Origin of the sequence: Streptomyces johnsoniae (assembly GCF_031845565.1) — a bacterium.
GTDB lineage: Bacteria > Actinomycetota > Actinomycetes > Streptomycetales > Streptomycetaceae > Streptomyces > Streptomyces johnsoniae.
This window is the reverse complement of record NZ_JAVREV010000014.1, coordinates 93617-117177: the sequence shown is the minus strand read 5'-3', so window position 1 is coordinate 117177 and position 23561 is coordinate 93617. Positions and strand designations below refer to the sequence as shown.

23 protein-coding genes and 1 tRNA gene are annotated in these 23561 nt (G+C 73.2%); 6 read left to right on the top strand and 18 right to left on the bottom strand.

Going from position 1 to position 23561, the window contains the following annotated elements; all coding sequences use genetic code 11:
* Nucleotides 1-26: 26 nt before the first annotated feature.
* The 4 genes from RM779_RS23565 to RM779_RS23550 form a co-directional block, all read right to left on the bottom strand.
* Nucleotides 27-1313: a serine hydrolase domain-containing protein gene (locus RM779_RS23565; RefSeq protein ID WP_311619738.1), complete on the bottom strand. Its 1287-nt coding sequence runs from the start codon at nucleotides 1311-1313 to the stop codon at nucleotides 27-29.
* 162 nt (nucleotides 1314-1475) lie between these two features.
* Nucleotides 1476-1904, bottom strand: a complete 429-nt coding sequence (locus tag RM779_RS23560; protein WP_311619737.1) for an OsmC family protein — start codon at nucleotides 1902-1904, stop codon at nucleotides 1476-1478.
* 112 nt (nucleotides 1905-2016) lie between these two features.
* Nucleotides 2017-2101 (bottom strand) — tRNA-Leu (locus RM779_RS23555).
* Nucleotides 2102-2134: 33 nt separating this feature from the next.
* Complete coding sequence (locus RM779_RS23550; RefSeq protein ID WP_394813372.1) at nucleotides 2135-3433, bottom strand: DUF445 domain-containing protein; 1299 nt, start codon at nucleotides 3431-3433, stop codon at nucleotides 2135-2137.
* A 77-nt stretch (nucleotides 3434-3510) separates the two neighbouring features.
* Between RM779_RS23550 and RM779_RS23545 the strand changes: the two genes are divergently transcribed.
* Nucleotides 3511-4827 carry an SGNH/GDSL hydrolase family protein gene (locus RM779_RS23545; RefSeq protein WP_311619826.1) on the top strand — a complete coding sequence of 439 codons (1317 nt, stop codon included), beginning with the start codon at nucleotides 3511-3513 and terminating at the stop codon, nucleotides 4825-4827.
* A 128-nt stretch (nucleotides 4828-4955) separates the two neighbouring features.
* Nucleotides 4956-7385: a transglycosylase domain-containing protein gene (locus tag RM779_RS23540; RefSeq protein ID WP_311619735.1), complete on the top strand. Its 2430-nt coding sequence runs from the start codon at nucleotides 4956-4958 to the stop codon at nucleotides 7383-7385.
* On the opposite strand, the gene RM779_RS23535 is transcribed toward RM779_RS23540, so the two are convergent.
* Nucleotides 7376-7678: a GroES family chaperonin gene (locus tag RM779_RS23535; protein WP_077063542.1), complete on the bottom strand. Its 303-nt coding sequence runs from the start codon at nucleotides 7676-7678 to the stop codon at nucleotides 7376-7378. The two genes, RM779_RS23540 and RM779_RS23535, sit on opposite strands and share 10 nt — an antisense overlap.
* A gap of 82 nt (nucleotides 7679-7760) precedes the next feature.
* Nucleotides 7761-8084, bottom strand: coding sequence for a DUF3618 domain-containing protein (locus RM779_RS23530; RefSeq protein ID WP_311619734.1), 324 nt, complete (start codon nucleotides 8082-8084; stop codon nucleotides 7761-7763).
* 133 nt (nucleotides 8085-8217) lie between these two features.
* Here RM779_RS23530 and bcp point away from each other — a divergent pair, with 133 nt between their 5' ends.
* The 4 genes from bcp (at nucleotide 8218) to RM779_RS23510 (ending at nucleotide 10970) form a co-directional block, all read left to right on the top strand.
* Complete coding sequence (bcp, locus tag RM779_RS23525) at nucleotides 8218-8697, top strand: thioredoxin-dependent thiol peroxidase (RefSeq protein WP_311619733.1); 480 nt, start codon at nucleotides 8218-8220, stop codon at nucleotides 8695-8697.
* Between the two features lie 13 nt (nucleotides 8698-8710).
* The gene (locus RM779_RS23520; RefSeq protein ID WP_077061146.1) at nucleotides 8711-9490 is read left to right on the top strand and encodes an HAD-IIA family hydrolase; all 780 of its coding nucleotides are present in this window, start codon (nucleotides 8711-8713) and stop codon (nucleotides 9488-9490) included.
* A 122-nt stretch (nucleotides 9491-9612) separates the two neighbouring features.
* Complete coding sequence (locus RM779_RS23515; RefSeq protein ID WP_311619732.1) at nucleotides 9613-10248, top strand: hypothetical protein; 636 nt, start codon at nucleotides 9613-9615, stop codon at nucleotides 10246-10248.
* Complete coding sequence (locus RM779_RS23510; protein WP_311619731.1) at nucleotides 10248-10970, top strand: class F sortase; 723 nt, start codon at nucleotides 10248-10250, stop codon at nucleotides 10968-10970. Before RM779_RS23515 ends, RM779_RS23510 begins: the two co-directional genes overlap by 1 nt.
* Here the strand turns inward: RM779_RS23510 and rdgB are convergent.
* From rdgB to otnK, 12 genes are all read right to left on the bottom strand, one after another.
* Nucleotides 10954-11565 carry an RdgB/HAM1 family non-canonical purine NTP pyrophosphatase gene (gene rdgB, locus RM779_RS23505; RefSeq protein WP_311619730.1) on the bottom strand — a complete coding sequence of 204 codons (612 nt, stop codon included), beginning with the start codon at nucleotides 11563-11565 and terminating at the stop codon, nucleotides 10954-10956. The genes RM779_RS23510 and rdgB overlap by 17 nt on opposite strands.
* Nucleotides 11566-11572: 7 nt before the next feature.
* On the bottom strand, nucleotides 11573-13666 hold the full coding sequence (locus RM779_RS23500) for a beta-galactosidase (protein WP_311619729.1): 2094 nt from the start codon (nucleotides 13664-13666) through the stop codon (nucleotides 11573-11575).
* A 43-nt stretch (nucleotides 13667-13709) separates the two neighbouring features.
* A complete protein-coding gene (locus tag RM779_RS23495; protein ID WP_311619728.1) occupies nucleotides 13710-14621 on the bottom strand; it encodes a carbohydrate ABC transporter permease in 912 nt (303 codons plus the stop codon).
* The gene (locus RM779_RS23490; protein ID WP_077061141.1) at nucleotides 14618-15514 is read right to left on the bottom strand and encodes a carbohydrate ABC transporter permease; all 897 of its coding nucleotides are present in this window, start codon (nucleotides 15512-15514) and stop codon (nucleotides 14618-14620) included. The genes RM779_RS23495 and RM779_RS23490 overlap by 4 nt, the downstream gene beginning before the upstream one ends.
* A gap of 10 nt (nucleotides 15515-15524) precedes the next feature.
* Nucleotides 15525-16889 (bottom strand): ABC transporter substrate-binding protein, encoded by a 1365-nt coding sequence (locus RM779_RS23485; protein ID WP_311619726.1) that lies wholly within the window; start codon nucleotides 16887-16889, stop codon nucleotides 15525-15527.
* The gene (locus tag RM779_RS23480; protein WP_311619725.1) at nucleotides 16886-17941 is read right to left on the bottom strand and encodes a LacI family DNA-binding transcriptional regulator; all 1056 of its coding nucleotides are present in this window, start codon (nucleotides 17939-17941) and stop codon (nucleotides 16886-16888) included. The genes RM779_RS23485 and RM779_RS23480 overlap by 4 nt, the downstream gene beginning before the upstream one ends.
* A 146-nt stretch (nucleotides 17942-18087) precedes the next feature.
* Nucleotides 18088-18465 carry a hypothetical protein gene (locus RM779_RS23475; RefSeq protein ID WP_311619724.1) on the bottom strand — a complete coding sequence of 126 codons (378 nt, stop codon included), beginning with the start codon at nucleotides 18463-18465 and terminating at the stop codon, nucleotides 18088-18090.
* A gap of 31 nt (nucleotides 18466-18496) precedes the next feature.
* Complete coding sequence (gene rph, locus RM779_RS23470) at nucleotides 18497-19225, bottom strand: ribonuclease PH (protein WP_311619723.1); 729 nt, start codon at nucleotides 19223-19225, stop codon at nucleotides 18497-18499.
* 83 nt (nucleotides 19226-19308) lie between these two features.
* Nucleotides 19309-20064: an MBL fold metallo-hydrolase gene (locus tag RM779_RS23465; protein ID WP_311619722.1), complete on the bottom strand. Its 756-nt coding sequence runs from the start codon at nucleotides 20062-20064 to the stop codon at nucleotides 19309-19311.
* Nucleotides 20065-20225: 161 nt separating this feature from the next.
* Nucleotides 20226-21422 carry a rod shape-determining protein RodA gene (gene rodA / locus RM779_RS23460; protein ID WP_311619721.1) on the bottom strand — a complete coding sequence of 399 codons (1197 nt, stop codon included), beginning with the start codon at nucleotides 21420-21422 and terminating at the stop codon, nucleotides 20226-20228.
* A 31-nt stretch (nucleotides 21423-21453) separates the two neighbouring features.
* Entirely contained in the window at nucleotides 21454-22107 is a 654-nt protein-coding gene (locus RM779_RS23455; RefSeq protein ID WP_311619825.1) for a class II aldolase/adducin family protein, read from the bottom strand.
* Between the two features lie 83 nt (nucleotides 22108-22190).
* Nucleotides 22191-23513: a 3-oxo-tetronate kinase gene (gene otnK / locus RM779_RS23450; RefSeq protein ID WP_311619720.1), complete on the bottom strand. Its 1323-nt coding sequence runs from the start codon at nucleotides 23511-23513 to the stop codon at nucleotides 22191-22193.
* Nucleotides 23514-23561: the final 48 nt, after the last annotated feature.

Below are 23561 nucleotides of genomic sequence, written 5' to 3'. Positions count from 1 at the left end.
GCCCGCCCGCCGCCGGGCACCGGCGGCTACCCGTGCCGGTCCGTGCCGGGGAGGGGGGTCGTGGACGCGTCCGCGAGCCGCGGGAGTGCGGCCGGGTCCGGGATCTCCGTTCCGCACAGTGCCAAGTTCAAGTGCTGGACCAGCGCGGCGTCGGCCGGGTGCGGCTCCAGCGTGCCGTCCTCGTTGACCGTCTGGTACTTGGTCAGCGTGCTGCCGACCGCCGCCTGCCGCCCGCCGTCCGGGGCGGCGAACGCCATGGTGCCGGCGCCCCACACCACACCGTCGTGCCCCCAGAATGTGCCGCACGTGAACTGCACCGGGTAAAGGCCAAGGCCGTACGCGCCGACCACCTGCCCCGCCGCGTCCTCGACGGGCACGGTGCGCCGCATCTCGGCCAGTTGCTCAGGCGGCAGCAGCGTGCCGTCGAAGAGAGCGGCGTAGAAGGCGTCGAGGTCCGCCGCGGTGGACACCAGCGCCCCGGCGGTCCAGAACCACGACGGGTCGTAGGTGCGGTAGTCCCGCGGCGGGTCGAACAGCCCGTACATCGCCTCGTACATGCCCGCGTGCGGCCCGCGTATCGCGGCCGTCCGCGGCAGCGAGGTGTGGCGCAGGCCCGCGGGGGCGATGACCCGTTCCGCGAGGTAGTCCTCGACGTCCTGGCCGGTGACTTCCTCCATCAGGAGCCCGGCGATGATGTAGTTGGTGTTCGAGTAGGCGTGCCGCTCGCCGGGGGCGCCCGTGGGCGGCGCGGCGAGCCCGATCCGCACCAGCTCCTCCGGCGCGACACGGTCGAGGCGGTTCTCGTCGAGGCTGGCCCCGGAGCCCTCGCCCAGGGAGGGGAACGCGCCCGCGACGTAATCCCCGATGCCGCTGGTGTGGTTCAGCAGCATGCGCACGGTGACCGCGCTGCCCTGCGCCTCCGGCAGCAGCCCGGGCAGGTACGCGCCGACCGGGGCGTCCAGGTCCACCCGGCCCGCCGCCACCTGCTGGAGCACGGCGACGGCGACGAAGCTCTTGGTGACGCTGCCGACGCGGTGCCGCATCTGGGGCGTGGCGGGCCGGCCCGTCGTGACGTCGGCGACTCCGGCGGCCCCCCGCCAGCGTTCCCCGGCCCCGGTGTCGGCGGCCGAGTAGAGGCCGTAGATGCCCGCCTCGTGCACGGCCTGAAGGGACGCGTCCAGCGCCGCTTCGTCCAGCGCGGGCGACGGCGCCGGTTGGGCGTGGGCGGGCGCGGCGACGAGCAGGCCGGCGAGCAGGGCCCCGGCCGTCACACCGCCGATGGTGTGGCGCCGCGTGATACGTCGAGCTGTCATGTCTCCCGTTTCGGCAGGGGTGGATCTTGTCCAGCTCATCATGTGGCACCCCGACGGCATCCGGCGTCCCCCGGCAGGAGGAGCTCCTGCCCCCGCGCGCCGGGCGGAACGACGGACGTCCCGGCTCCTGGTGGCGGGGCCGGGACGTCGGAAATGGCGTGATCAGTCGAGCAGTTCGGCTTCGAGGCTGATCGGGGCGCCGGCCAGGGCCTTGCTCACCGGGCAGTTCTCCTTGGCGGCCTGGGCGGCCGTCTGGAAGTCCTCGGCGGAGAGCCCGGGCACCCGCGCCTTGACGGACAGCACGATGCCGGTGATCCCCTCACCGGGCTGGAACGTGACGCTGGCCTGCGTCCGCACCGACTCCGGAGGGGTGCCCGCACCGGCGAGGCCGTGCGAGAGGGCCATCGAGAAGCACGAGGAGTGGGCCGCGGCGATCAGCTCCTCGGGGCTGGTGCGCCCGCCCGGCTCCTCGGCACGGGACGGCCAGGAGACGTCGAACTTCCCGACACCCGAGGAGTCGAGCTCGACGGTGCCGGCCCCCTCCATGAGAGAGCCTTCCCAGTTCGTGGTCGCGATGCGTGTGGTTGCCATGATCGATCCTCCTGGAGGAACCCGAGCAGCAGGTCACGTAAGGGTGGTACGGGTACACGCTATCGCTGCCCCACCACCACCCGACGCGTCCCCGGCCCCCGACGGCGAACGGTGCGGCCGGAGGGATTCGAACCCTCACGCGCGCGAGGCGCACTGGGACCTAAACCCAGCATGACTGCCAATTCCATCACGGCCGCTCGGCGGTCAATCCTACCGGGCGAAGCGGGACATCAGCCGCCGGCCGCGCTGGTGACCGCGTGGATCACGAGGCCGGCGAGGGCGCCGATGACCGTTCCGTTGAGGCGGATGAACTGGAGGTCGCGGCCGATGTGCAGCTCGATCTTCCGCGAGGTGGTGCGCGCGTCCCAGCCGGCGACGGTGTCCGAGATCAGGGAGGTGATCTCGGCGCGGTAGCCGGAGACGATGTGCACCGTGGCGTCCGCGACCCAGCCGTCCAGTTTGGCGCGGAGGCGGTCGTCCGTCGCCAGCCGGTTGCCGATGCCGAGGACCGCGGTGCGGGCCCGGCGGCGCAGGGCGCTGCGCTCGTCCTCGGCCGCGGTGAGGATCATGGCGCGAACGTTCGCCCAGGCGGAGGCGATCAGCTCCTGCACCTCGGGGCGGGTGAGGAAGTCGGACTTGAGCCGTTCGACGCGGGCGCGGGTCTCCTCGTCGTGCTGGAGCTTGTGCGCGAAATCGGCCAGGAAGCGGTCCAGGGCGCCGCGCGCCGGGTGGTCGGGCGCGTCGCGCATCTCCGTGACGAAGCGCAGGAGTTCGCGGTAGACGCGGTCGCCGACGCGGCGGTCGACGAACCGCGGGGTCCAGCCGGGGGCGCCGCCCTCGACGGCGGTGAGGACGGCGTCGCGGTGTTTGACCAGCCAGTCGTGGGCCTGGGCGCACATCAGGTCGACGAACCTGCGGTGCCCGTCGTCGGCGACGGTCTTCTCCAGCAGCCGCCCGATGCCGGGCGAGATGTCCTGCGCCTCGGCCCTGCGCGTGATCGTTTCGGCGAGGACCGCCTGCACGTCCGCGTCCCGCAGCACCCGCAGGCCGCCGCGCACGGCGGTGGCCAGCTCGGCGGTGACGCGGTCCGCGTTCTCGGGGCGGGCGAGCCAGTGGCCGAGGCGGTGGGCCAGGGCGACGGAACGCAGCTTGTCGCGCACGACCTGCTCGGACAGGAAGTTCTCCCCGACGAAGTCGCCGAGGGACTGGCCGAGCTGGTCCTTCTTGGTGGGGATGATCGCCGTGTGCGGGATGCGGAGGCCGAGCGGGTGACGGAACAGGGCGGTGACGGCGAACCAGTCGGCCAGCGCGCCGACCATGCCGGCCTCGGCGGCGGCGGCCACGTAGCCCGCCCAGGCACCCGCGCCCCTGTGCTCCGCCCAGGTGGCCAGGGCGTAGACGACGGCCACGGCCACCAGCAGGCCCGTGGCCAGTGCCTTCATCCGGCGCAGGCCGCGCAGCTTCTCGGCGTCGGCCTCGGTGAGGAGGCCGGCTCCGGCCGGGGAGCGTGTCGTCGTCATGCCTCCCATTGTCGCGGTTCCGGCCGCTTCACCCGGACGAGTCGGCCGGGGTAGTCCGATCGTGGGATCATGTGCGGGTGGGAGCGGTGAGTGGGCGGCGGGCTTTCGCCCTGCTGACGGGGTTGATGGCCGTAGTCATCGGGGTGGCGCTGGCCATCGGTACGGGACAGAACGCGCGGAGCGACGTGGCCGCGCCTCCGCAGGCGCACGGGCCCGCGCCGGCGGAAGGCGTCGTGCCCGCCGCCGAGGGCGAGTGGGTGGGCACCTGGTCCGCCGCGCCGACGGGCGCCGAGCCGGGCACGCGCGACGGCATGGCCAACCGGTCGGTGCGCAATGTGCTGCGGGCGACCGTGGGCGGCACCGGCGTGCGCGTCGAGCTGTCGAACCGCTACGGCAGCCAGCCGGTCACGTTCACCGACGTCACGGTGGCCCTGTCCGCCGCGGGCGGCCCGGCGGCCGTGCCGGACAGCATGCGGCGGCTCACGTTCGACGAGCGCGGCTCGGTGACCATCCCGTCCCGCGGCTCGGTCCTGAGCGACCCGGTGGCGCTTGAGGTGCCCCCGGCCGCCGACCTGCTGGTCACGGTGCACGCGCCAGGCCCCTCCGGGCCCGTCACGTACCACCGCATGGCGCAGCAGCCCAACTACGTGGCGCGCGGGGACCGGGCCGACGACGTCACGGGCGCGCCGTTCACGGAGGTGAGCGAGTCGTGGCGCTACGTGACCGCGGTGCAGGTGCTGGCGACGTCCGTGGAGGGCGCCGTCGTCGTGCTCGGTGACTCGCTGACGGACGGGATCTCCTCGACGCCAGGCGCGAACCGCCGCTGGACGGACGTGCTGTTCGAGCGGCTGCGCGAGGAGCCGCGGGCCCCGGCCATGTCCGTGCTGAACCAGGGCATCAGCGGCAACCGGCTGCTGCGTGACGGCGCCCCGGACCGGCTGTACAACGGGCCGAGCGGGCTGCGCCGGCTGCACACGGACGTGCTGCCGCGGGCCGGGGCGCGCACGGCGGTGATCCAGCTCGGCATCAACGACCTCATCCTCCAGCCCCGGCAGGCCGACCCGGCGGTGCTGGTGGCCGGTCTGCGGCGGGCGGCGCAGGACGCGCGCGACGCGGGCCTGCACGTGCTGGGGACGACGCTGGCGCCGTTCGGCGGGCACGGCGCGTACACGCCCGGTCTTGATCAGGTGCGGCAGCAGGTGAACGCCCAGATCAGGAACGGCGGGATCTTCGACGCCGTGATCGACTTCGACGCGGCGCTGCGCGATCCGGTGGCGCCGCACCTGCTGGCCCCCGGGTTCGACTCGGGCGACGGCCTGCACCCGAACGACGCGGGCTACCGGGCCATGGCCGAGGCCGTGGACCTCAGCACCCTGCTGCCCGGCGGCGAACGCGCGCTCTGAGCCCTGACGGGTGAGCCGCGGGGCCCGTCCGGGGGACAGCCCGCGGGCCGCGGGTGTGGCCGCGCGGCGCGGTTCGTTACGCACGGTGCGACAGTGTCTCAAACGGACAGATGGGACAACACCGCACCGTGAGCGACGAGAGCGAGCCCCCACGCGCCGCCGGCCGCTGGCCCGGGTGGCCGTCCAAGAGCGCCGGTGCGCCGCCGCGCCCGCCGCGCCGGCGGCGCACCGGCTGGCGCCGGCTGATCCCGACCTGGCGGGTGGTGCTGGCCGGGTCGCTGGTGGGGGTGCTCGCCGTGTTCGCCGCGCTGATCACCGGCTACCTGCTGGTGGACATTCCAGAGCCGAAGTCGGCCGCCGCCGCCCAGGGCAACGTCTACCTGTACGCGGACGGCTCGCAGCTGGCGCGGGTCGGCGAGGTCAACCGGGAGAACGTGCCGCTCTCCCAGGTGCCTGAGTCGGTGCGGCGGGCGGTGCTCGCGGCGGAGGACCGGGACTTCTACCACGATCCCGCGGTGGACGTGACCGCGATGGTCCGCGCCGGGTGGAACATGCTGCGCGGCGGCGGGAGGCAGTCGGGGTCGACGATCACGCAGCAGTACGTGAAGAACTATTACCTCGACCAGCGGCAGACCGTGACCAGAAAGGTCAAGGAGCTGTTCATCTCGGTCAAGCTCGGCCGTGAGGTGAGCAAGGACGAAATCCTGGAGGGGTACCTCAACACCAGCTACTTCGGCCGCAACGCGTACGGCATCCAGTCCGCGGCGCAGGCGTACTACGGCAAGGACGCGGCGGACCTGACCACCGCCGAGGGCGCCTACCTGGCCGCGCTGCTGAACGCGCCGAACTCCTACGACGTCCGCGCCAACCCGCAGAACGCCGAACGGGCCGTCGCCCGCTGGGAGTACGTGCTGGACGGCATGGTGTCGGAGGACTGGCTCGCCGAGCGGAGACGGGCGCGCATGCGCTTCCCCGAGCCGCGCGAGATCACGGGCGCCTCGGGGCTCGCGGGCGAACGCGGGTACCTCGTCGAGGCCGTCAACACCCACCTCGCCGAACGGGGCATCGCCGACGAGGAGCAGCTCGCCCAGGGGGGCTACCGCATCACCACCACGATCGAACCGGAACGCCAGCGCGCCATCACCGACGCGGTCGAGACCCAGCTGGAGAGCGCGCTCAGCGAGGACCGCGAGCAGGACGCGTGGGTCAGGGCCGGGGCCACCTCGGTCGAGGGGGACACCGGCCGGGTGGTGGCGATGTACGGCGGGCGCGACTTCACACAGCAGTACGTCAACAACGCGACCCGCCGCGACTACCAGGCGGCCTCGACGTTCAAGCCGTTCGTCTACGCCGCGGCGCTTGAGCACGACGCCGAGACGCACGACGGGGAACGGATCGGCCCCGACACCGAGTACGACGGCGACAGCGGGCGCGAGGTGGTCGGCCGGGACGGCCGCGGCACAGGCTGGTCCCCGCACAACGAAGGCCAGGAGGACTACGGCGAGATCAGCGTGACCGAGGGGATGGACAAGTCGGTGAACGCGGTGTTCGCGCAGCTGGGCGCCGATGTCGGACCCGGACGGGTGCGGGACATCGCGGTGGCGCTCGGCATCCCCGAGTCCACGCCGGGGCTCGACACGGCCGAGGGCTCGATCTCGCTCGGCACCGCGACGCCGAGCACGCTGGACCTGGCGCAGGCGTACGCGACGCTGGCCGCGCACGGGGAGCACCGGCCGGTGACGCTGGTCGACGAGGTGCGGCGGAGCGGGCAGCGGGTGCGGCTGCCGCGGGCGCGCCCGGAACGGGTGCTGTCCCGCGAGGCGGCGGACGGCACCGCCGCGGTCCTGCGCAGCGTGGTGAGCGGGGGCACGGGCACGGCGGCGCGCAGCGCGGGCCGTCCCGCGGCGGGGAAGACGGGCACGGCGGAGGAGGACAAGGCCGCGTGGTTCGCCGGGTTCACGCCGGAACTGACCACGGTCGTCGCGGTGTTCGGGCAGGACCCGGTCACCGGGGAGCAGCGCCCGCTGTACGGCGCGGCGGGTCAGGAACGCATCAGCGGCGGCGGGTTCCCGGCCAGGATCTGGGGCCAGTACACGGCGGAGGCGCTGCGGGACGAGCCGGTGCGGGACTTCGACCTGGACGGCGGGGAGCCGGTGCCCGAGGTGACGCCGGGCGGCCCGCCGGGCGAGGACGGGACGGACGTGCCGGGGCAGGGCGGGACGGCGCCGCCCGGCGGCCGGGAGGAACGCGAGGACCCGCGGGAACGCGACGGGGGCGCGGAGCCCTCGGGGCCGCCCTCCCCGGAGCCGGCCGAGCCGACGGCCTCGGCCCCTGAGCCGGTCCCGGAGCCGGAGTCGTCCGCCGCGCCCGCGGCGTCGGCGGGGCCGCCACCCGACGGCAGCGGCGGCGACCGGGCTCCAGGACTCGCGACCGCGGAGACGCCGACGGCATCAGCGCCCCAGGAAACCCAGGAGACCCAGCAGACTCAGGCGGTTCAGGAAAACCAGGAGGCTCAAGAGACCCAGGCGGTTCAGGAGACCCAGGCGGTTCAGAGGTAGAGGCCGGTGGAGTCCTCGGAGCCCTGGAGGCGTTCGGCGGCCACGGCGTGCAGGTCCCGTTCGCGCATGAGGAGGTAGGAGACGCCCCGGACCTCGACCTCGGCGCGGTCCTCGGGGTCGTAGAGCACACGGTCGCCTGGCTCGACGGTGCGCACATTCTGCCCGACGGCGACCACCTCGGCCCAGTCAAGCCGGCGGCCGACCTGGGCGGTTGCCGGGATGACGATGCCGCCGGAGGAACGGCGCTCGCCCTCGGCGGTGTCGGCCCTGACCAGCAGCCGGTCGTGCAGCATCCGGATGGGCAGCTTGTCGTGGGTGGGGTGCGAACTCACGTGATGACCGTATCTCAGGATTTCGGGTGCCGGGGCCGCGGGTTCAGCGGCGGCGGCGCCGGGTGGAGGCCACCAGCAGCCCGGCGATGGCGACCGTCAGCACGGCGGCGGGGATCACCCGGTCGAGACGCGGGGCGCCGTCGGCGGAGATCAGCTGGGCGCGGGCGGTGCTGACGCCCCGGTTCACCGCGACGAACGCGCGGCCCGCGGTCTGGTCCACGGTGGCCGCCACGCGCGCCTTGGCGTCGCCCACGAGGGTGTCGGGGTGGACGCGGACGCCGATCTCCTCAAGCGTGACCTTGAGGTCCTGGCGGCGCTTCACGATCCGCGCCTGGATCTCCGCGGGGGTCTCGGCTGCTTCCGGCACGCTCACGCCTCCATGAATCGTCGGGTTACGGCACAGTGTGTCAGCTCACCGGGCGGGCCGCCCGCCGGATGCCCCGTTTAGGCTGGGCGGCGGCACGCAGAGCCGAACGACGAGGGAACGAAGAGGAGCCGCCATGAGCGCGCGTTTGCAGCCGGGGGACCCGGCGCCGGCCTTCACCCTGCCCGACGCGGAGGGGAAGCCGGTGTCGCTGGCTGACCACGCGGGCCGCAAGGTCATCGTGTACTTCTACCCGGCCGCGCTCACCCCGGGCTGCACCAAGCAGGCGTGCGACTTCACCGACAACCTCGGCCTGCTCGCGACGGCCGGGTACGACGTGATCGGCGTCTCCCCCGACGCGCCGGAGAAGCTCGCGAAGTTCCGCGACAAGGAGGATCTGAAGGTCACGCTCGTCAGCGACCCGGAGAAGTCGGTGCTCCAGGCGTACGGCGCGTTCGGCGAGAAGACGATGTACGGCAGGACCGTCACGGGCGTGATCCGTTCCACGTTCGTCGTCGACGAGGACGGAACGGTGGCGCACGCGCTGTACAACGTCAGGGCCACCGGGCACGTGGCGAAGCTCATCAAGGACCTGAAGCTTCACGGAGCCAAGTAAGGAGCCGAGTAACGTGGCGGAGCGCAAACCCATCGAGTCATGGCTGACCGACATGGACGGCGTCCTCATTCACGAGGGGGTGCCGGTTCCTGGCGCGGAGCGTTTCCTGAAGCGGCTCCAGGAGTCGGGCCGGCCGTTCCTCGTCCTGACGAACAACTCGATCTACACGCGCCGCGATCTGAAGGCGCGGCTGTCCCGGATGGGCCTTGAGGTCCCGGTGGAGAGCATCTGGACCTCGGCCCTGGCGACCGCGCAGTTCCTCGACATCCAGCGGCCGGGCGGCACGGCGTACGTGATCGGCGAGGCGGGTCTGACCACCGCGCTGCACGACGTGGGCTACGTGCTCAGTGACGTGGCGCCGGACTACGTGGTGCTCGGCGAGACGAGGACGTACAGCTTCGAGGCGTTGACGAAGGCGATCCGGCTGATCAACGACGGGGCACGGTTCATCGCGACGAACCCGGACCACACCGGCCCCTCGACGGAGGGCGCGCTGCCCGCCACCGGCTCGGTGGCGGCGCTGATCACCAAGGCGACCGGCCGGGACCCGTACTTCGTGGGCAAGCCGAACCCGCTGATGATGCGCACCGGGCTCAATATGATCGGGGCGCACTCCGAGAGCAGCGCGATGGTGGGCGACCGCATGGACACCGACGTGCTCGCGGGTCTTGAGGCCGGGATGGAGACGTTCCTGGTGCTGACCGGTCTTACCGGTCCTGACGACGTGGACCGGTTCCCGTTCCGGCCCTCGGCGGTGGTGGACTCGATCGCCGACCTGGTGGACAAGATCTGACGCCGACCGGGCGGCGCGGCGCCCCGTCCGGACCAACCGGGCGCCGCAGCGGATGCGCCGGGGCGTGAACGGAGGGACGTTCGACGGGAGAACAGCAGGTTCCGACCCGGCGGAGGTTCCCCATGGGCATCGCCTGTTCCCCCCGTTCCCGGCTGGGGCTTTCGCTGTGCGCGGCGGCGATGTGCGCGGGCGCGGCCCTGGCGGGCCCCGCGCAGGCCGCGTCGCCCGCGGCGCCCGCTGCGCCCGCGGCGGAGGAGCGGCCGGACGGCGGCGGCGGGGTGCGGGTGACGCCGGTCAGCCCGCGCCCAGGCGACGAGGTCGAGCTGCGGGTGCACGGCTGCGCCGGCGCCTACGGAACGGCCCGTTCCGAGGCGTTCGTTGCGCAGGTGCGGCTGGCGCCCGCGCCGGGCGGCGGGCTGTTCGGCGAGGCGAAGGTGCGGTCGGGCGCCGAGCCCGGCGTGTACCCGATCGACGTGGCGTGCGAGGCGAAGCACGGCAAGGTGACCGGGCGGCTGATCATCACGGGGCGCGACGGCGGCCGGGACCCGGGACACCACGAACGGCCGGGGCCCGGCGGGCATCCCGGCGCCGGGGAGCCGACCGGTCCCGTGCGGGCGGGCGGCGGGGGGACGGCCGCGGGCGGCGGGGCGGAGACGGGTCCGGCGGCGGCCGAAACAACCGGGCTGACCCTGCTGTCCTGCGCGCTGGTCAGCGGCGCGCTGCTGGCCGTCTGGCGGCTGCACGCGCGGGAGAGTTGATGGCGGCGGGCGGGCCCCGCTCGTCGCCGTCCGGCCGGCTGGTCTCCGCCACGGCCTGGGCGCTGCTCCTGCTCGTTCTGTGGCTGTGGGGCCGCGCGTTGACCGAAGGCGGCCAGCCCGCGGCCCCCGGCTCCGCCGAGTCCGCCGCGTCCACCGAGTCCGCCGCGGCGGAGGGGCTGCCGCCGCCGGCCGCGCCGCTGCCGGGGGCCGCCGAGCCGCGGACCGTGGAGATCGACGGCATCGGCGTGCGCGCCGAGGTGGTGCCGCGCGGCGTGGACGACGGCGGCGGGGTGGCGCCGCCGCCGCTGGCACGGCCGGACCTGGTGGGCTGGTACGCGGGCGGGCCGACGCCGGGCGCGGCGGGCGCGGCGGTGCTGGTGGGGCACGTGGACACCGAACGGCGGCCCGCGGTCTTCCACGCGCTGGCCGCGGCGGAGCCCGGCAGTCCGGTGCGCGTGACGCGGGCGGACGGCCGGGTCGCGGAGTTCACGGTGAGCGGCGTGGAACTGGTGGAGCGCGGCGCGTTCGACGCGGACCGCGTGTACGGTCCGCGCCGCGGCGGGGCGGCCGAGCTGCGGCTGATCACGTGCGGCGGCACGTTCGACGCGGCCACCCGCAGCTATTCGGCGAACGTGGTCGTCTCCGCGTACCTCACCGGCTCCCGGGACCTCACCGACTCCCGTTACCTCACCGACTCCCGTTACCTCACCGACTCCCGTTGACCAGTTCGCCGACGAGGGGGGCCAGGGCGCGGAAGGCCAGGCCGCGGTGGCTGATGGCGTTCTTCTCCGCCGGGCTCAGCTCCGCGCAGGTGCGGGTCTCGCCCTCGGGCTGAAGGACGGGGTCGTAGCCGAAGCCGCCGGTGCCGGCCGGCTCGTACCTGAGGGTGCCGCGCAGCCGCCCCTCGGTGACGCGTTCCGTGCCGTCCGGCAGCGCCAGCGCGGCGGCGCACGCGAAGTGCGCGCCGCGGTGGCGTGCCGGGACGTCGGCGAGCTGGGCCAGCAGCAGCGCCAGGTTGGCCACGTCGTCGCCGTGGCGGCCCGCCCAGCGGGCGGAGAAGATGCCGGGCGCGCCGCCGAGCACGTCCACACACAGCCCTGAGTCGTCAGCGACCGCGGGCAGCCCGGTGGCGCGCGCCAGGGCATGCGCCTTGAGCAGGGCGTTCTCCGCGAACGTGACGCCGGTCTCCTTGACGTCGGGCACCTCGGGGAAGGCGTCGGCGCCGACGAGCCCGATGGTCAGCCCCGCGGCGGCGAGGATGGCGCGCAGCTCGGTGACCTTGTGGGCGTTGCGGGTGGCGAGTACGAGACGTGACATGCGGCGATTATGGCGTTTCCGCGAGGACGGCCACGTCCCAGGGTCCGAGGGCGAGCCGGGCGCCCGCGGCCAGCCGTTCGCCGGAGAGCACGTCGCGGGCCGCGGCGGGCAGGGTGAACGTGCCGGGCTCCCAGGCCCAGTTGTGGACGAACCGCAGCCGGGTGCCGTCCTGGGCGGTGGCACCGGTGACGGTCTGGCTGTCGGACTCGGGGCGCCAGCCGCCGCCGTCCGCGGGGGCGCACCAGCGCAGCACGGCGGCGGCCATGGCGGGTCCGGGGACGGTGCCGACGTAGGTGACGCGCCCGGCGTGGTGGGCGCGGCTGGTCACGGCGGGCCAGCGGCCGAAGTGCGGGTGTTCGTAGGCGGCGAGGACTTCCGCGCCGTCGGGCAGCAGCCCGTCGGCCCAGCGGGTGGCGACCGCGTCGCCGGGCAGGTCGAGGGGCGAGCCCGCGGGGGCGGTGACGGGCAGCGGCTGCCTGAGCGTGGAGAACTCGTCGTAGGTCAGGCCCGCGGCCTCCGTGAGGAACGCGGGTTTGGTTTCCAGGCGGGCCCGCAGTTCCTCGTCGCCGTAGCCGGTGCGGATGCCGAGCAGCAGGTGGCCGCCGGCGGCGGCGTAGGCGTCGAGCCAGCGCAGCTGGTCGTCGTCGGCGACGAGGAGGCCCGCGGCGACCAGCAGGGGGTGGCGTTCGGCGAAGGCGGCGGGGTCCTCGGCGAAGATCTGCGAGGGGTGCACGATGCGGCTCTGGAGCCCGGCGTCGAAGGCACCGCGGTAGAACGCGTCGAACACGGCCCGGTAGGAGCGGCGGTCGGGGCCGCCGTCGGCATCGTGCAGCATCGGGGCGCCTTCCAGGGCCCACTTGCTGTCGGCCGACCAGATCAGCGTCACGTCCGCGTCGGGGGTGAGGCCGGCGACCAGGTCCCCGGCTCGGTCGAACTCGGCGCCGAGCCTGGCGACTTCGCGGTAGACCCGGCCGGGTTCCAGGCTGTGCGGCAGGACGCCGCCCCAGTAGGTCTCCGTGCCGTAGTGCAGCGTGTGCCAGTGCCAGTACTCGATCATGGTGGCGCCGCGGGAGACGAGGGCCCAGGCCGCCTGGCGCCACTGGCCGTCGTAGGCGGGCTCGTTGACCCAGGGGCCGCCGATGGCCTGCGCGTTGGTCTCGGTGACGAGGAACGGCTCCTGGCGCGAGGAGTACATGCGGTCGGCGCTCGCGTACAGGGACCAGGTGCCGGTGGTGGTCCAGCTCTGCTGGGCGGTCTGGGTGTCGGGCAGGGCCAGGCCGTCCTGCATGCGGTAGTACGGGTTGCCCGCGGTGATGTCGAGGCGGCGGGTGAGGTCGTCGTCCTTGACGGTGGGGCGTTCGTAGGCGATGCAGGTGGTGACGAACTGGTCGTCGCGCGCGTACTCGCGGACGAGGTCGGCCTGCCAGCCGATGAAGTCGGTGGTGAGCCCGGCCTGGAAGCGGCGCCAGGCCAGGTCGTACTGGGGCTGGCCGTTGGCGTCGGGCGTCCACAGGTCGGCCCAGGTGGACAGGCGGTGCGACCAGTAGGTGAGGCCCCAGCGTTCGTTGATCTCCTCGACGGAGCCGTAGGTGCGGCGCAGGTGGTCGGCGAAGCGCTGGAAGACGCCGCGGTTGAAGAAGATCTCGTTGCCGGGCTCGTTGTCGACCTGGTAGCCGATCACGGCGGGGTGGTCGGCGTAGCGGGCGACGATCTTGCGGATGACGCGTTCGGCGTGGAAGAGGAACGCGGGGTGGGTGTAGTCGATCTCCTGCCGGATGCCCCAGCCCATGGGGCGGCCGGTGCCGCGTTCGGCGTTGATCTCGGGGTGCAGGCGGGCGAGCCACGGCGGCACGGCGTAGGTGGGGGTGCCGAGCACGACGCCGATGCCGCGCCGGTGGGCGCCGTCGAGGACGGGCTGAAGCCAGTCGAGGTCGAAGACGCCGTCCTCGGGTTCCCACGTGGACCAGACGGATTCGCCGACGCGGATGACGCTGAAGCCGGCCTCGGCCATCAGGTCGAGGTCCTGCTCAAGCCGGGGAACGGGCTGGTATTCGTGGTAGTAGGCCGCACCGAAGAGGACCCGGCCGGGGAGCTTGGGCATGAATGCGCTCTTTCTGTTCCTTCTGTTCCTTGCGGACGGCCGGTCAGCCCTTGACGGCGCCGGCGGAAAGCCCTTCGAGGAGCTGCTTGCGCAGCAGCAGGAAGACGAGGATGGTCGGGACCGAGGCGAGCACAGCACCGGGCAGCACCAGGTCGAACGAACGGTTCTCTGCCTTGAAAAGGATGTTGAGGCCGAGGGGGATCGTGTAGCGGTCGGTATCGGAGATGAGGACGAGCGGCCACAGGAAGCTGTTGTAGCTCTGGAGGAACTGCCAGACTGCGAGGGCGCCGAGCGGGGGCCGCAGCAGCGGGAGCACGACGCGCCAGAAGATGCCGAATTCGGAGGCGCCGTCAATTCTGGCGGCCTCAAGGATCTCGTCGGGTATCGACTGGATGATGTACTGCTGCATCATGAAGATACCGAACGCGGGCGCCACCCACGGCACGATGAGCGCGAACCATGGATTCGACAGACCGGATTTGACGATCAGCACGAACAGCGGGACGAGAATCACGGCGAACGGCACGGACAGCGAGCTGAACATGACGGAGAACAGCAGCCGCTTTCCGGCGAACCGGTATTTGGCGAACGCGAATCCGGCGAGCGCGCAGACGAAGACGGCGATGGCGGTGGCGAGCAGCGCGGTGACCACGCTGATGGCGAACCAGTTCCAGAACGGCTGCCCCGACAGCAGGTTGCGGAAGTTCTCGAGAGTGGCGGGGCTGGGGATGAGGCTCGGGGGGTATTCGAAGATGTCGCCGCGCGGTTTGAAGGAGCCGCTGACGGCCCACACCATCGGGGCGACGAAGACCAGCAGCAGCGCGGTCAGCGTGACGTACAGCGCCACGCGGCCGGTGCGGCTGCCGCGCCGCCTGGGGCGGTTCTCCACGGGGGCGGGGGTGCGGGGCGCTTGCCCCGGCCGCGCGGCGGCGGGGGTCGGGGTCGCGGCGCTCATGAGGTCCTCCCGATGGAGAGCAGCCGGTTGAGGATCTGGCTGATACCGAAGACGATGACGAACAGCACGAGTCCCGCGGCGGCGGCGTAGCCGAACTGCTGGCGGTCGAAGGCCGCGCGGTAGACGAACATGGCGACGGTGAGCGTTTCCTCGCCCGGTCCGCCGCCGGTGATGAGGAACGGTTCGTCGAACAGCTGCGCGGAGCCGATGAACGAGGTGACGACGACGAAAGCGGTCACCGGCCGGATGCCGGGCAGCGTCACCGCGGTGAACGTGCGCCAGGGCCCGGCGCCGTCGAGTTCGGCCGCCTCGTACCGTTCCCTGGGCACCGCCTGGAGGGCGGCGAGGAAGAAGATGGTGAGGTAGCCGACCCAGCGCCACAGCAGCACGAAGCCGACGGAGACCTTGGCGAGGGTGGGGTCGCCGAGCCAGTCGGTGGTGCCCGCGCCGAAGAGGGCCCGCAGCACGGAGTTGACCAGGCCGTAGTCGCGGTCGAGCAGCAGGCTGTAGACGAGGGCGATGACGATGGGCGACAGCACCATGGGGATGAAGAAGGTGACGCGGAACAGGTCCCTGGCCCGCAGTCCCCTGGTGTTGAGCGCCTGCGCGATGAGCAGCGAGGCGGGCACCACGATGAGGACGCTGATCAGCACGAAGATCATCGAGTTGCCGAGGGCCTTGTGGAAGCTCGTGTCCCTGGCGAGGTTGGCGAAGTTGTCGAGACCGACGAACTCGGGTGTGCCGAGGCCCACCCACTCGGTCATGGACAGGTACACGCCCGCCCCGATGGGGACGATCATGAACAGTCCGTAGAGGACGTAGAACGGGGCGATGAAGGCGTAGGGCGCGAGTTGTCGGCGCTTGCCGTCCGGCCGGGTCGAAAGGGAGGTCATCGGTGGTCCTTCACGAGCGGGACGAGCGGGTCTGGCCGTGGAAGTCCTCGGTCGCGCGGCGCAGTGCCTCGCGAGGGGACTGGTCGCCGCGGTAGGCACGGAGCAGGTGGCCGCTGAGCACGGTGTCGAGGACCGGCTTGTCGGCGCTGAGGCTGAAGACGGGCGCCTCGTCGATGATGCCGCGGTAGATCTCGAACATGCGCTGCCCGCCGCAGTACTCGTCCTCGGTGCGCAGCAGTTCCTCGTTGTCGTAGACGGAGCGACGGGTCGGCAGGTAGCCGAGGTCGAGGAAGCGGCGCACCTGCTCCTCTGGGGTGAGGTAGCCGGCCTTGATCAGCTCGACGGCGGCCAGCGTGTTCTCCTTGCCGCGGAACGCGGCGAAGCCGGTGCCGCCGGTGAACGAGGTGCGGGAGCCGCCGTCGCGGAAGGCGGGCAGCGGCCTGATCCGCCACTGGCCCGACTGCTCGGGCACGTTGGGGACCAGACCGTAGATCTTGTACCAGGTGGCCATCCACAGGCCGATGACCTGGCCGGACTTCAGGGCGGCCTGCATGGAGGGGCCCATCGGGTCGGCGACGGTGGCGATCCAGCCCTCCTGGACGCCGCGGGCCATGAAGGTCAGCGCGGCCTCGCCCTCGGCGGAGTCGATCGTCAGGTTGCCGTCCTCGTCGAAGAGGGCGCCGCCGCGCTGCATCAGCAGCATGTCGAAGCTCTGGACGACCTGGCCCAGTTCGCTGCCGACGGTCACCGCGCCGATGCACACGTCGTGCCGCCGGTGCGCCTCGGCGCCCGCCTCGGCCAGCTCCTCCCAGGTGCCGAGGTCGTCTGGCAGCCCGGCCTCGCCGAAGGAGGGCTCGCGGTAGTAGTAGACGACCAGCGGCGCGTCGGAGTCCAGCGCGTAGAGGGTGCCGTCCTTGCTGAACGGGGCGGTCCGCACCGTCAGCAGGTCGTCGCGGACGTCGGCGACCGCGTCGTTCAGCGGCTGGAGCAGCTCGGTGGCGAGGTCGCCGCGCAGCATGCGCGGGAACGCGCCGATCTCAAGTCCCGCCACGTCCGGGGTGCCGCCGCCGGCGATGGCCTGGGCGATGGCCTTGGTGACGATGTCGGTGGCACCGGCCCTGGTGGGGTCGAGCCGCCAGCGGAACGGTGCGTCGCCGGCGGCCATGGCGTTCTCGGCCGCGGTGCGGAAGTACTCGACGTACGCGTCGTCGTGCGTCCAGAACGACAGGTCGACGCTGCCCGAGGTGACCGGTTCCGCGTCCGCCGCGGTGGTGCATCCGCTCAGCGCGCCGCCGAGCAGCCCGGCCGCGCCGAGCCCGCCGCCGAGGCCGAGTAGCCTGCGGCGGCTGAGGCCGGAGGGTGGAGGTGGGGTCATCGTCGTGCCTCACTTGCTGTGCGGGGGCGGCCGGGGGGAGCGGTGCTGTCGCGCAGGACCAGGGCGGCGGGGACGCGCACGCCGGGGGTGGCGGGGCGGGTGCCGTCCGCGGCGCCGATGGCCGGGATGAGCAGCCGCATGCCCCGCCTGGCGATCTCGCCGAAGTCCTGCCTGACGGTGGTCAGCGGCACGGAGAGGTAGGCGGCCTCGGGGATGTCGTCGAAGCCGACGACGCTGATGTCGTCGGGGACGCGCCGCCCGGAACGTTCGATGGCGTGGATCGCCCCGATCGCCATGCTGTCGTTGGCGACGAACAGCGCGGTCAGCCGGACGGCGCCGAGCAGCGCGCGGGCGGCGGCCCAGCCGGAGGCGGCGCTCCAGTCGCCGTGCCGCGCGGCGGGCACGGCGACGCCCGCGGCGCGCAGCGCCGCGGCCCAGCCGGCCGCCCGGTGGCGGGTGACGGCCCAGCCGCGCGGGCCCGCGATGTGGTGGACGGTGCGGTGGCCGAGGGCGAGGAGGTGGGCGGTGGCGGCGCGGGCGCCGCCCACGTCGTCGTTGCCGACGACGACCGCGCCGGGCGGCGCGGGCGCCCGGGGCGCGTCGGGGTAGCGCAGGAGCAGCAGGGGCAGGCCCGCGGGCACGTGGGCGGCCGGGTCGACCGGCACGTGGGGCGCGGAGACGGCGATGGCGTCGAGGCCCTGGCCGACGAGGTGGCGGACGGCGCGGGCGGCTTCCGCGTCGTCCTCGTCGTCGGTGTGGACGATGCTGACGAAGTAGCCGGCGGCCCGCGCCGCGTGCGCCAGGCCCTGGAGCGTGGCGGCCGGGCCGAACCAGGAGGTGCGGCCGGCGACGATGCCGATGCGCCGGGACCTGCGCGTCACCAGGGCGCGGGCCGTCTCGTCCGGGTGGTAGCCGAGCCGGGCTATCTCGTGCAGCACGCGCTCGCGCAGAGCCTGGCTGACGTGCGGTTCGCCGTTGACGACGCGGGAGACGGTCTTCTGCGAGACCCCCGCGCTCCTGGCGACATCCGCCATCGAGACCCGACCCGTCACCACCAGCTCCCTTGCCTGGCACGGCCGGTTGACTACGCAGTCAACCGAAGTGCGGACACGCTAAGGACGCGCTCCGTGCACAGTCAAGAGGTGCGTTCGACATTCTGGTGGGCGTTCGGGATGGCGAACGCCGCGGGTTCGGCCGGTTACGGCGTGCAGACCTCCGTCAGCGAGGACGTGGCGTCACCGAGGGGTGACAGATCGATCGGGCTGCCGTCCGTCACGCCGGCGTGCACGCTGTCGACCGCCTCTTCGACGGAGTCCACGGCGTCCCTGACATCCGAGTCGTCCACGCTGTCCCGCAGCTCCTCTATGTCGTTGCCCACCGCGTCCACGGCGTCCACGACCACATCCGGGTTCTCCCCCTCGGCCGCCTGCTCCAACTCCTCGACGCTCTGCGAGACTTCGAGCGCGAGCCGCGCGCAGTCCGCGGCGCGCTGAAGATCGCACCCGGCGAGCGCGACCGTCGCGAACACCGCGAGTGCCGCGGACACCGCCCCCGTCGCGGCCTTCTTCCCTGTCATCGCCCTCTCCTCCCCTGGCTTTGCCCCATCTTTACCCGTCGGCGAGGGCGGCACGCTGCGCCCCGTCCAGCTGGGCACAGCCGGCCAGCGCGAGGTCGAGCAGCGCGTCCAGCTCCGCACGCGCGAACGGCTCGCCCTCGGCGGTGCCCTGCACCTCCACGAAGCGGCCGTCGCCCGTGCACACCACATTCATGTCGGTCTCGGCGCGCACGTCCTCCTCGTAGGCCAGGTCGAGCAGGGGCACCCCGGCCACGATGCCGACGCTGACCGCGGAGACCGTGCCGGTCAGGGGCTGCGCCTTGGACTTGACGAGCTTGTGCCGCTGCCCCCAGGCGACGGCGTCGGCCAGCGCCACGAAGGCGCCGGTGATGGCGGCGGTCCTGGTGCCGCCGTCGGCCTGGAGCACATCGCAGTCGAGCACGACGGTGTTCTCGCCGAGGGCCTTGAAGTCGACGACGGCCCGCAGCGAGCGCCCGATCAGCCGGGAGATCTCGTGCGTCCTGCCGCCGATCTTGCCGCGCACGGACTCGCGGTCGCCGCGGGTGTTGGTGGCGCGCGGCAGCATCGCGTACTCGCCGGTCACCCACCCCTCGCCGCCGCCGCGCCGCCAGCGCGGCACCCCCTCGGTCAGGCTCGCGGTGCACAGCACCCTGGTGTCCCCGAAGGACACCAGGACGGAGCCTTCCGCGTGCTTGCTCCAGCCGCGTTCGATGGTGACAGGACGGAGCTGGTCGGCCGTACGGCCGTCGATGCGAGACATGAGGGCGAGCCTAACCCGTGCACCGGAAGGCCCCCCTCCGCAGCCCCTGCCTCGCCCTGCCTCGCCCTGCCTCGCCCTGCCCGCTAGATCTCGTAGACCGCGCCGGGGCGGGCAAGCTCCACCGGGCCGCCGAAGACTGACTTGGCGTCGGTCAGGTTGACCTGGGCGTCCGTCCAGGGCGGGATGTGCGTCAGCACCAGCCGCCCGGCCTTCGCCGCCTGGGCGCACTCCCCCGCCTCCCGGCCGGTGAGGTGCACGTCGGGGGCGTCCTCCTTGCCGTGGGTGAACGACGCCTCGCACAGGAAGAGGTCCGCGCCGCTCGCGAGCCCGGCGAGCGCCTCGCACCTGCCGCTGTCCCCCGAGTAGCAGAACGCGCGCCCCTCGTGCTCCACGCGGAAGGCGAACGTCTCCACCGGGTGCGTCACCCGCTGCGTGCGGACGGTCAGCGGGCCGACACGGAAGACGCCGCCGGGGGTGAGCGTGCGGAAGTCGAAGACCTCGCTCATCGACTTCTCGGTGGGGGTGTCGGCGTACGCGGTGGTCAGCCGCCGCTCGGTGCCCGGCGGCCCGTAAACGGGCACCGGATCGCACCGGCCGCCCTCGTGGCGGTAGTAACGGGCGACGAAGTACCCGCACATGTCGATGCAGTGGTCCGGATGCAGATGGCTGATCGCGATGGCGTCGATGTCGTACAGCCCGCAGTACTTCTGTAGCTCGCCGAGGGCGCCATTGCCCATATCAAGGAGCAGCCGGTAGCCCTCGGCCTCGATGAGGTAGCTGGAGCAGGCCGAGTCCGCGGACGGGAAGGACCCCGAGCAGCCGACGACGGTGAGCTTCATGAAAGGGGGAACCTCCGTAGTGGGGTTCGAACGACTGTAAGTCGCAACGGGCCGCGCCGCCCCTGGTCGGGGGCGGGGTGTGGGCGGAATCACCAGGGCGGCGGACCGGCCGCGCCGCGGCACCGCGAAAGCGGTCGATCATGCCGCGACCGCATTCGCGGTCACATTCTGCTGCGGGAACGAATACGAATGGCCAGCAGCAGACCCACGGCGATCCAGATGGCGAACATGGACGAGCCCCCGTAGGACAGGAACGGCAGCGGCAGGCCCGTGACGGGCATGATCCCCAGCGCCATGCCCATGTTCTGAAAGCTCTGGAACGCGATCCACGCCACGATGCCGACGGCCAGGATCGTGCCGTACAGATCGGGGGCCTGCGCCGCGATCCGGCAGCCGCGCCACAGCACGACGCCGATCAGCACCACCACGAGCCCCGCGCCCAGGAAACCCAGCTCCTCGCCCGCCACGGTGAAGATGAAGTCCGTGTGCTGCTCGGGCACGAACTGCCCGGTCGTCTGGCTCCCGTGGAACAGGCCCTGCCCGGTCAGCCCGCCCGAACCGATCGCGATACGCGCCTGGTTGGTGTTGTACCCGACGCCCGAGGGGTCGAGGGCCGGATTGGCGAAGGCCGCGAACCGGTTGATCTGGTACTCGTCGAGGAGGCCGAGCTGCCAGACCGCCAGGGCCCCGGCCACGCCGAGCCCGAGCAGGCCGAGCACCCACCGGCGACCCGCGCCCGAGGCGAGGAGCACGCCCAGCGCGATCGAGGCGACCACCATCGTCTGGCCGACGTCGGGCGAGAGCATGATCAGCACGGCCGGCAGCGCGGCGATGAGCAGCGCCTGGAGCACCGCCCTGGTGTCCGGGCGCAGCCGCCCGTCACTCTCCAGCGGCGCGGCGAGCAGCGTCGACATGGCCAGCACGACGCCGACCTTGACCAGCTCCGAGGGCTGGAAGGCGAAACCGCCGCCCAGCTGAATCCAGCTGCGCGAGCCGTTGACCGTGGAGCCCACCGGGCTGAGCACGAGCAGGGACAGCAGCACGGACAGCACGTACAGCGCGGGCACGGCCGTGCGCAGCCGGATGTGGCCGAGCCAGACCGTGACCGCGGCGAGCCCGCCGCCGATGCACACGTTGAAGAAGTGGCGGACCAGGAAGTACTCGGGCTCCCCGTTGTTCAGATCCATGCGCCCGCGGGTGGCCGAGTACACCAGCAGCGTGCCGAGCAGCGAGAGCGAGACGGCCGAGAGCAGCAGGGGCCAGTCGAGCCGTCTGACCAGGGAGTCCCTGGCGGTGATCCTGGTCCAGACGGTCTGCTCGGCCCCCAGGGGGGAACGGGAATAGCTGCGCACGGTCACGCGAACAGACTCTACGTGCCCGCACTGACACTCACCGTGACGCGCGCCCGGCCGCCTCCCCGGGGACGTCCCACGGCGATCCGTACCGCCGGGCCAGCTCGGCCGCCTCCCCGTGTGTGAGGTGCCGCGGAGCCGTCCCGTTCAGGAGCAGCAGCAGGCGGCTGACCTCCTCCAGCTCGACCACGGCGTCCACGGCGGACGCGAGCGAGGGGCCCGCGGTGATCGGGCCGTGGTTCTGGAGGAGGGCCGCGCGGAACGGGAAGTCCAGCTCCCGCAGGCGCTCCGCCTGCCCGGCGTCGCCCGGCGCGGCGTAGGGGATCAGCGGCGTCTGGCCCACCCGCATCACGAAGTACGGGGTCAGCGGCGGCACCGCGCTGCGCTCCGACCAGGGCGGCAGGCACGAGTAGGCGGCGGCGTGCGCGCTGTGCAGGTGGGCGACCGCGCCGGCCGCCGGGTCCCGCAGGTAGAACGCGAGGTGCAGCGGGAACTCCTTGGACGGCGGCGGGCCCGCCACGTGCACGGGGTCCGCGCCGAGGCCGAGCACGGCGAGCCGGTCGGGGGTCAGGTCGGCCAGGCGCGCGCCGGTCGGCGTGATGAACACCCGGTCGCCGACGCGCACGCTGAGGTTGCCCGAGGCCCCCGGGCTCAGCCCGGCGGCGGCCAGCTCGCGCCCCGCCGCCACCAGCTCCGCGAGCGGATCGCCTCCGTCGCGCGCGCCCTCCGCCGCCGTCCCCGACGGGGCAGCGGGCCCGTTCCTCCCGGCCTTGCTCACGAGATGGCCTCCCAGCCGCTGGTGAAGATGTCCTGCCGCCCGAAGTTCCCCGACTTCAGGGCGAGGTTGTAGGCACGGCCGTCCGCGGCGGCGCCGTGCGCCCACGAGACCCCGGGCGCGAGCGCGGGCCCGAGGTCGAGGCGCCGCACGCCGAGGGCCTGGACGACGCTCCCGGAGGTCTCGCCGCCGGCGACGATGAACTGCCGGGCCCCGGCCGCCGCGAACGCGACGGCGCAGGCGGCGAGCGCCTCCTCGACCAGCTCGGCGGCCGGCCGCCCGCCGGGCGGCACGGCGTCCTGGCCGTTCTGGCCGTTCTGGCCGTTCTGGCCGTTCTGGCCGACCGCGTTGTTCGGGTCGTCCGGGCCGTCCGCCTCGTCGACGGAGTGGACCAGGACGGGGGCGTCGGGCGCGGCCGACCAGCGTTCGCGGGCCCACCGGGTGAGCCGCGCGACCTCGCCCGCCGGGTCCGCCCTGAGCGCGGCCAGGTCCAGCTTGCGGGCGGCGACCGAGCCGCGGGCCGCGGCGAGCTGGCGGCGGGTGGCGGCCGAGGCGCTGCCCGCGAGCACAGCCCGGAAGCCCGGCTCCACCGGCATGGCCGCGGAGGCGTCACCGTCGCCCCGCGGCAGCCCGAGCGCGAGCCCGGAGCCGCCGGTGACCAGGACGTGATCGGCCGTGGCCCGCGCGATGCACGCCAGGTCGGCGTCGTCGACGGCGTCGACCACGGCGTAGGCGCGGCCCTCGCCGCCGGCCGCGCGCAGCGCGCCGCGCAGGGCATCCGGCCCGCCGCGCACGACGGGCAGCGGAACGGACACCACCCGGTTGACGGTCTGCGGGGTGAGCAGCCGGACCACGTCGGAATCGGTCATGGGCGTCAGCGGATGGTGGCGCATCGAGCTCTCGCCGAGCAGCCGGTCGCCCACGAACAGCTGGCGGTGGTAGACGGTGCGCCCGTTGGCCGGGAAGGACGGGACCACGACCGCCACATCCGCGTCGAGCGCGGCCATCAGCGCGTCACCGACCGGGCCGATATTGCCCCGCGGGGTGGAGTCGAACGTGGAGCAGTACTTGTCGTAGAACCGCGTGCACCCGAGCCCGCGCAGCGCGTCGAGCGCCGCGAGGCTCTGCCCGACGGCGTCGGCGACCGGCGCCGTGCGGGTCTTCAGAGCGACGACCACCGCGTCCATCGCCGCGAGACGCGGCAGCTGATCCGCCTCCGGCACGCCGAGGGAGACGCTGGTCCGCAGACCGCGTGCCACCCAGTTCGCCGCGAGATCGGTGGCACCGGTGAAGTCGTCGGCCACGCCGCCCCACCTGACCATGCCGGTCACCTTGCCTTTCCATTCGGAGCCTCCGGACCATTTCTGTGA

Coding starts and splice junctions, on each gene's coding strand:
- RM779_RS23565 (WP_311619738.1), bottom strand. CDS start 1,313: ATGACAGCTCGACGTATCACGCGGCGCCACACCATCGGCGGTGTGACG.
- RM779_RS23560 (WP_311619737.1), bottom strand. CDS start 1,904: ATGGCAACCACACGCATCGCGACCACGAACTGGGAAGGCTCTCTCATG.
- RM779_RS23550 (WP_394813372.1), bottom strand. CDS start 3,433: ATGGGAGGCATGACGACGACACGCTCCCCGGCCGGAGCCGGCCTCCTC.
- RM779_RS23535 (WP_077063542.1), bottom strand. CDS start 7,678: ATGCTGCACGACCGGCTGCTGGTCAGGGCCGACACCGCCGAGGGCGAG.
- bcp (WP_311619733.1), top strand. CDS start 8,218: ATGAGCGCGCGTTTGCAGCCGGGGGACCCGGCGCCGGCCTTCACCCTG.
- RM779_RS23515 (WP_311619732.1), top strand. CDS start 9,613: ATGGGCATCGCCTGTTCCCCCCGTTCCCGGCTGGGGCTTTCGCTGTGC.
- RM779_RS23510 (WP_311619731.1), top strand. CDS start 10,248: ATGGCGGCGGGCGGGCCCCGCTCGTCGCCGTCCGGCCGGCTGGTCTCC.
- rdgB (WP_311619730.1), bottom strand. CDS start 11,565: ATGTCACGTCTCGTACTCGCCACCCGCAACGCCCACAAGGTCACCGAG.
- RM779_RS23500 (WP_311619729.1), bottom strand. CDS start 13,666: ATGCCCAAGCTCCCCGGCCGGGTCCTCTTCGGTGCGGCCTACTACCAC.
- RM779_RS23495 (WP_311619728.1), bottom strand. CDS start 14,621: ATGAGCGCCGCGACCCCGACCCCCGCCGCCGCGCGGCCGGGGCAAGCG.
- RM779_RS23490 (WP_077061141.1), bottom strand. CDS start 15,514: ATGACCTCCCTTTCGACCCGGCCGGACGGCAAGCGCCGACAACTCGCG.
- RM779_RS23485 (WP_311619726.1), bottom strand. CDS start 16,889: ATGACCCCACCTCCACCCTCCGGCCTCAGCCGCCGCAGGCTACTCGGC.
- RM779_RS23475 (WP_311619724.1), bottom strand. CDS start 18,465: ATGACAGGGAAGAAGGCCGCGACGGGGGCGGTGTCCGCGGCACTCGCG.
- rph (WP_311619723.1), bottom strand. CDS start 19,225: ATGTCTCGCATCGACGGCCGTACGGCCGACCAGCTCCGTCCTGTCACC.
- RM779_RS23465 (WP_311619722.1), bottom strand. CDS start 20,064: ATGAAGCTCACCGTCGTCGGCTGCTCGGGGTCCTTCCCGTCCGCGGAC.
- otnK (WP_311619720.1), bottom strand. CDS start 23,513: ATGGTCAGGTGGGGCGGCGTGGCCGACGACTTCACCGGTGCCACCGAT.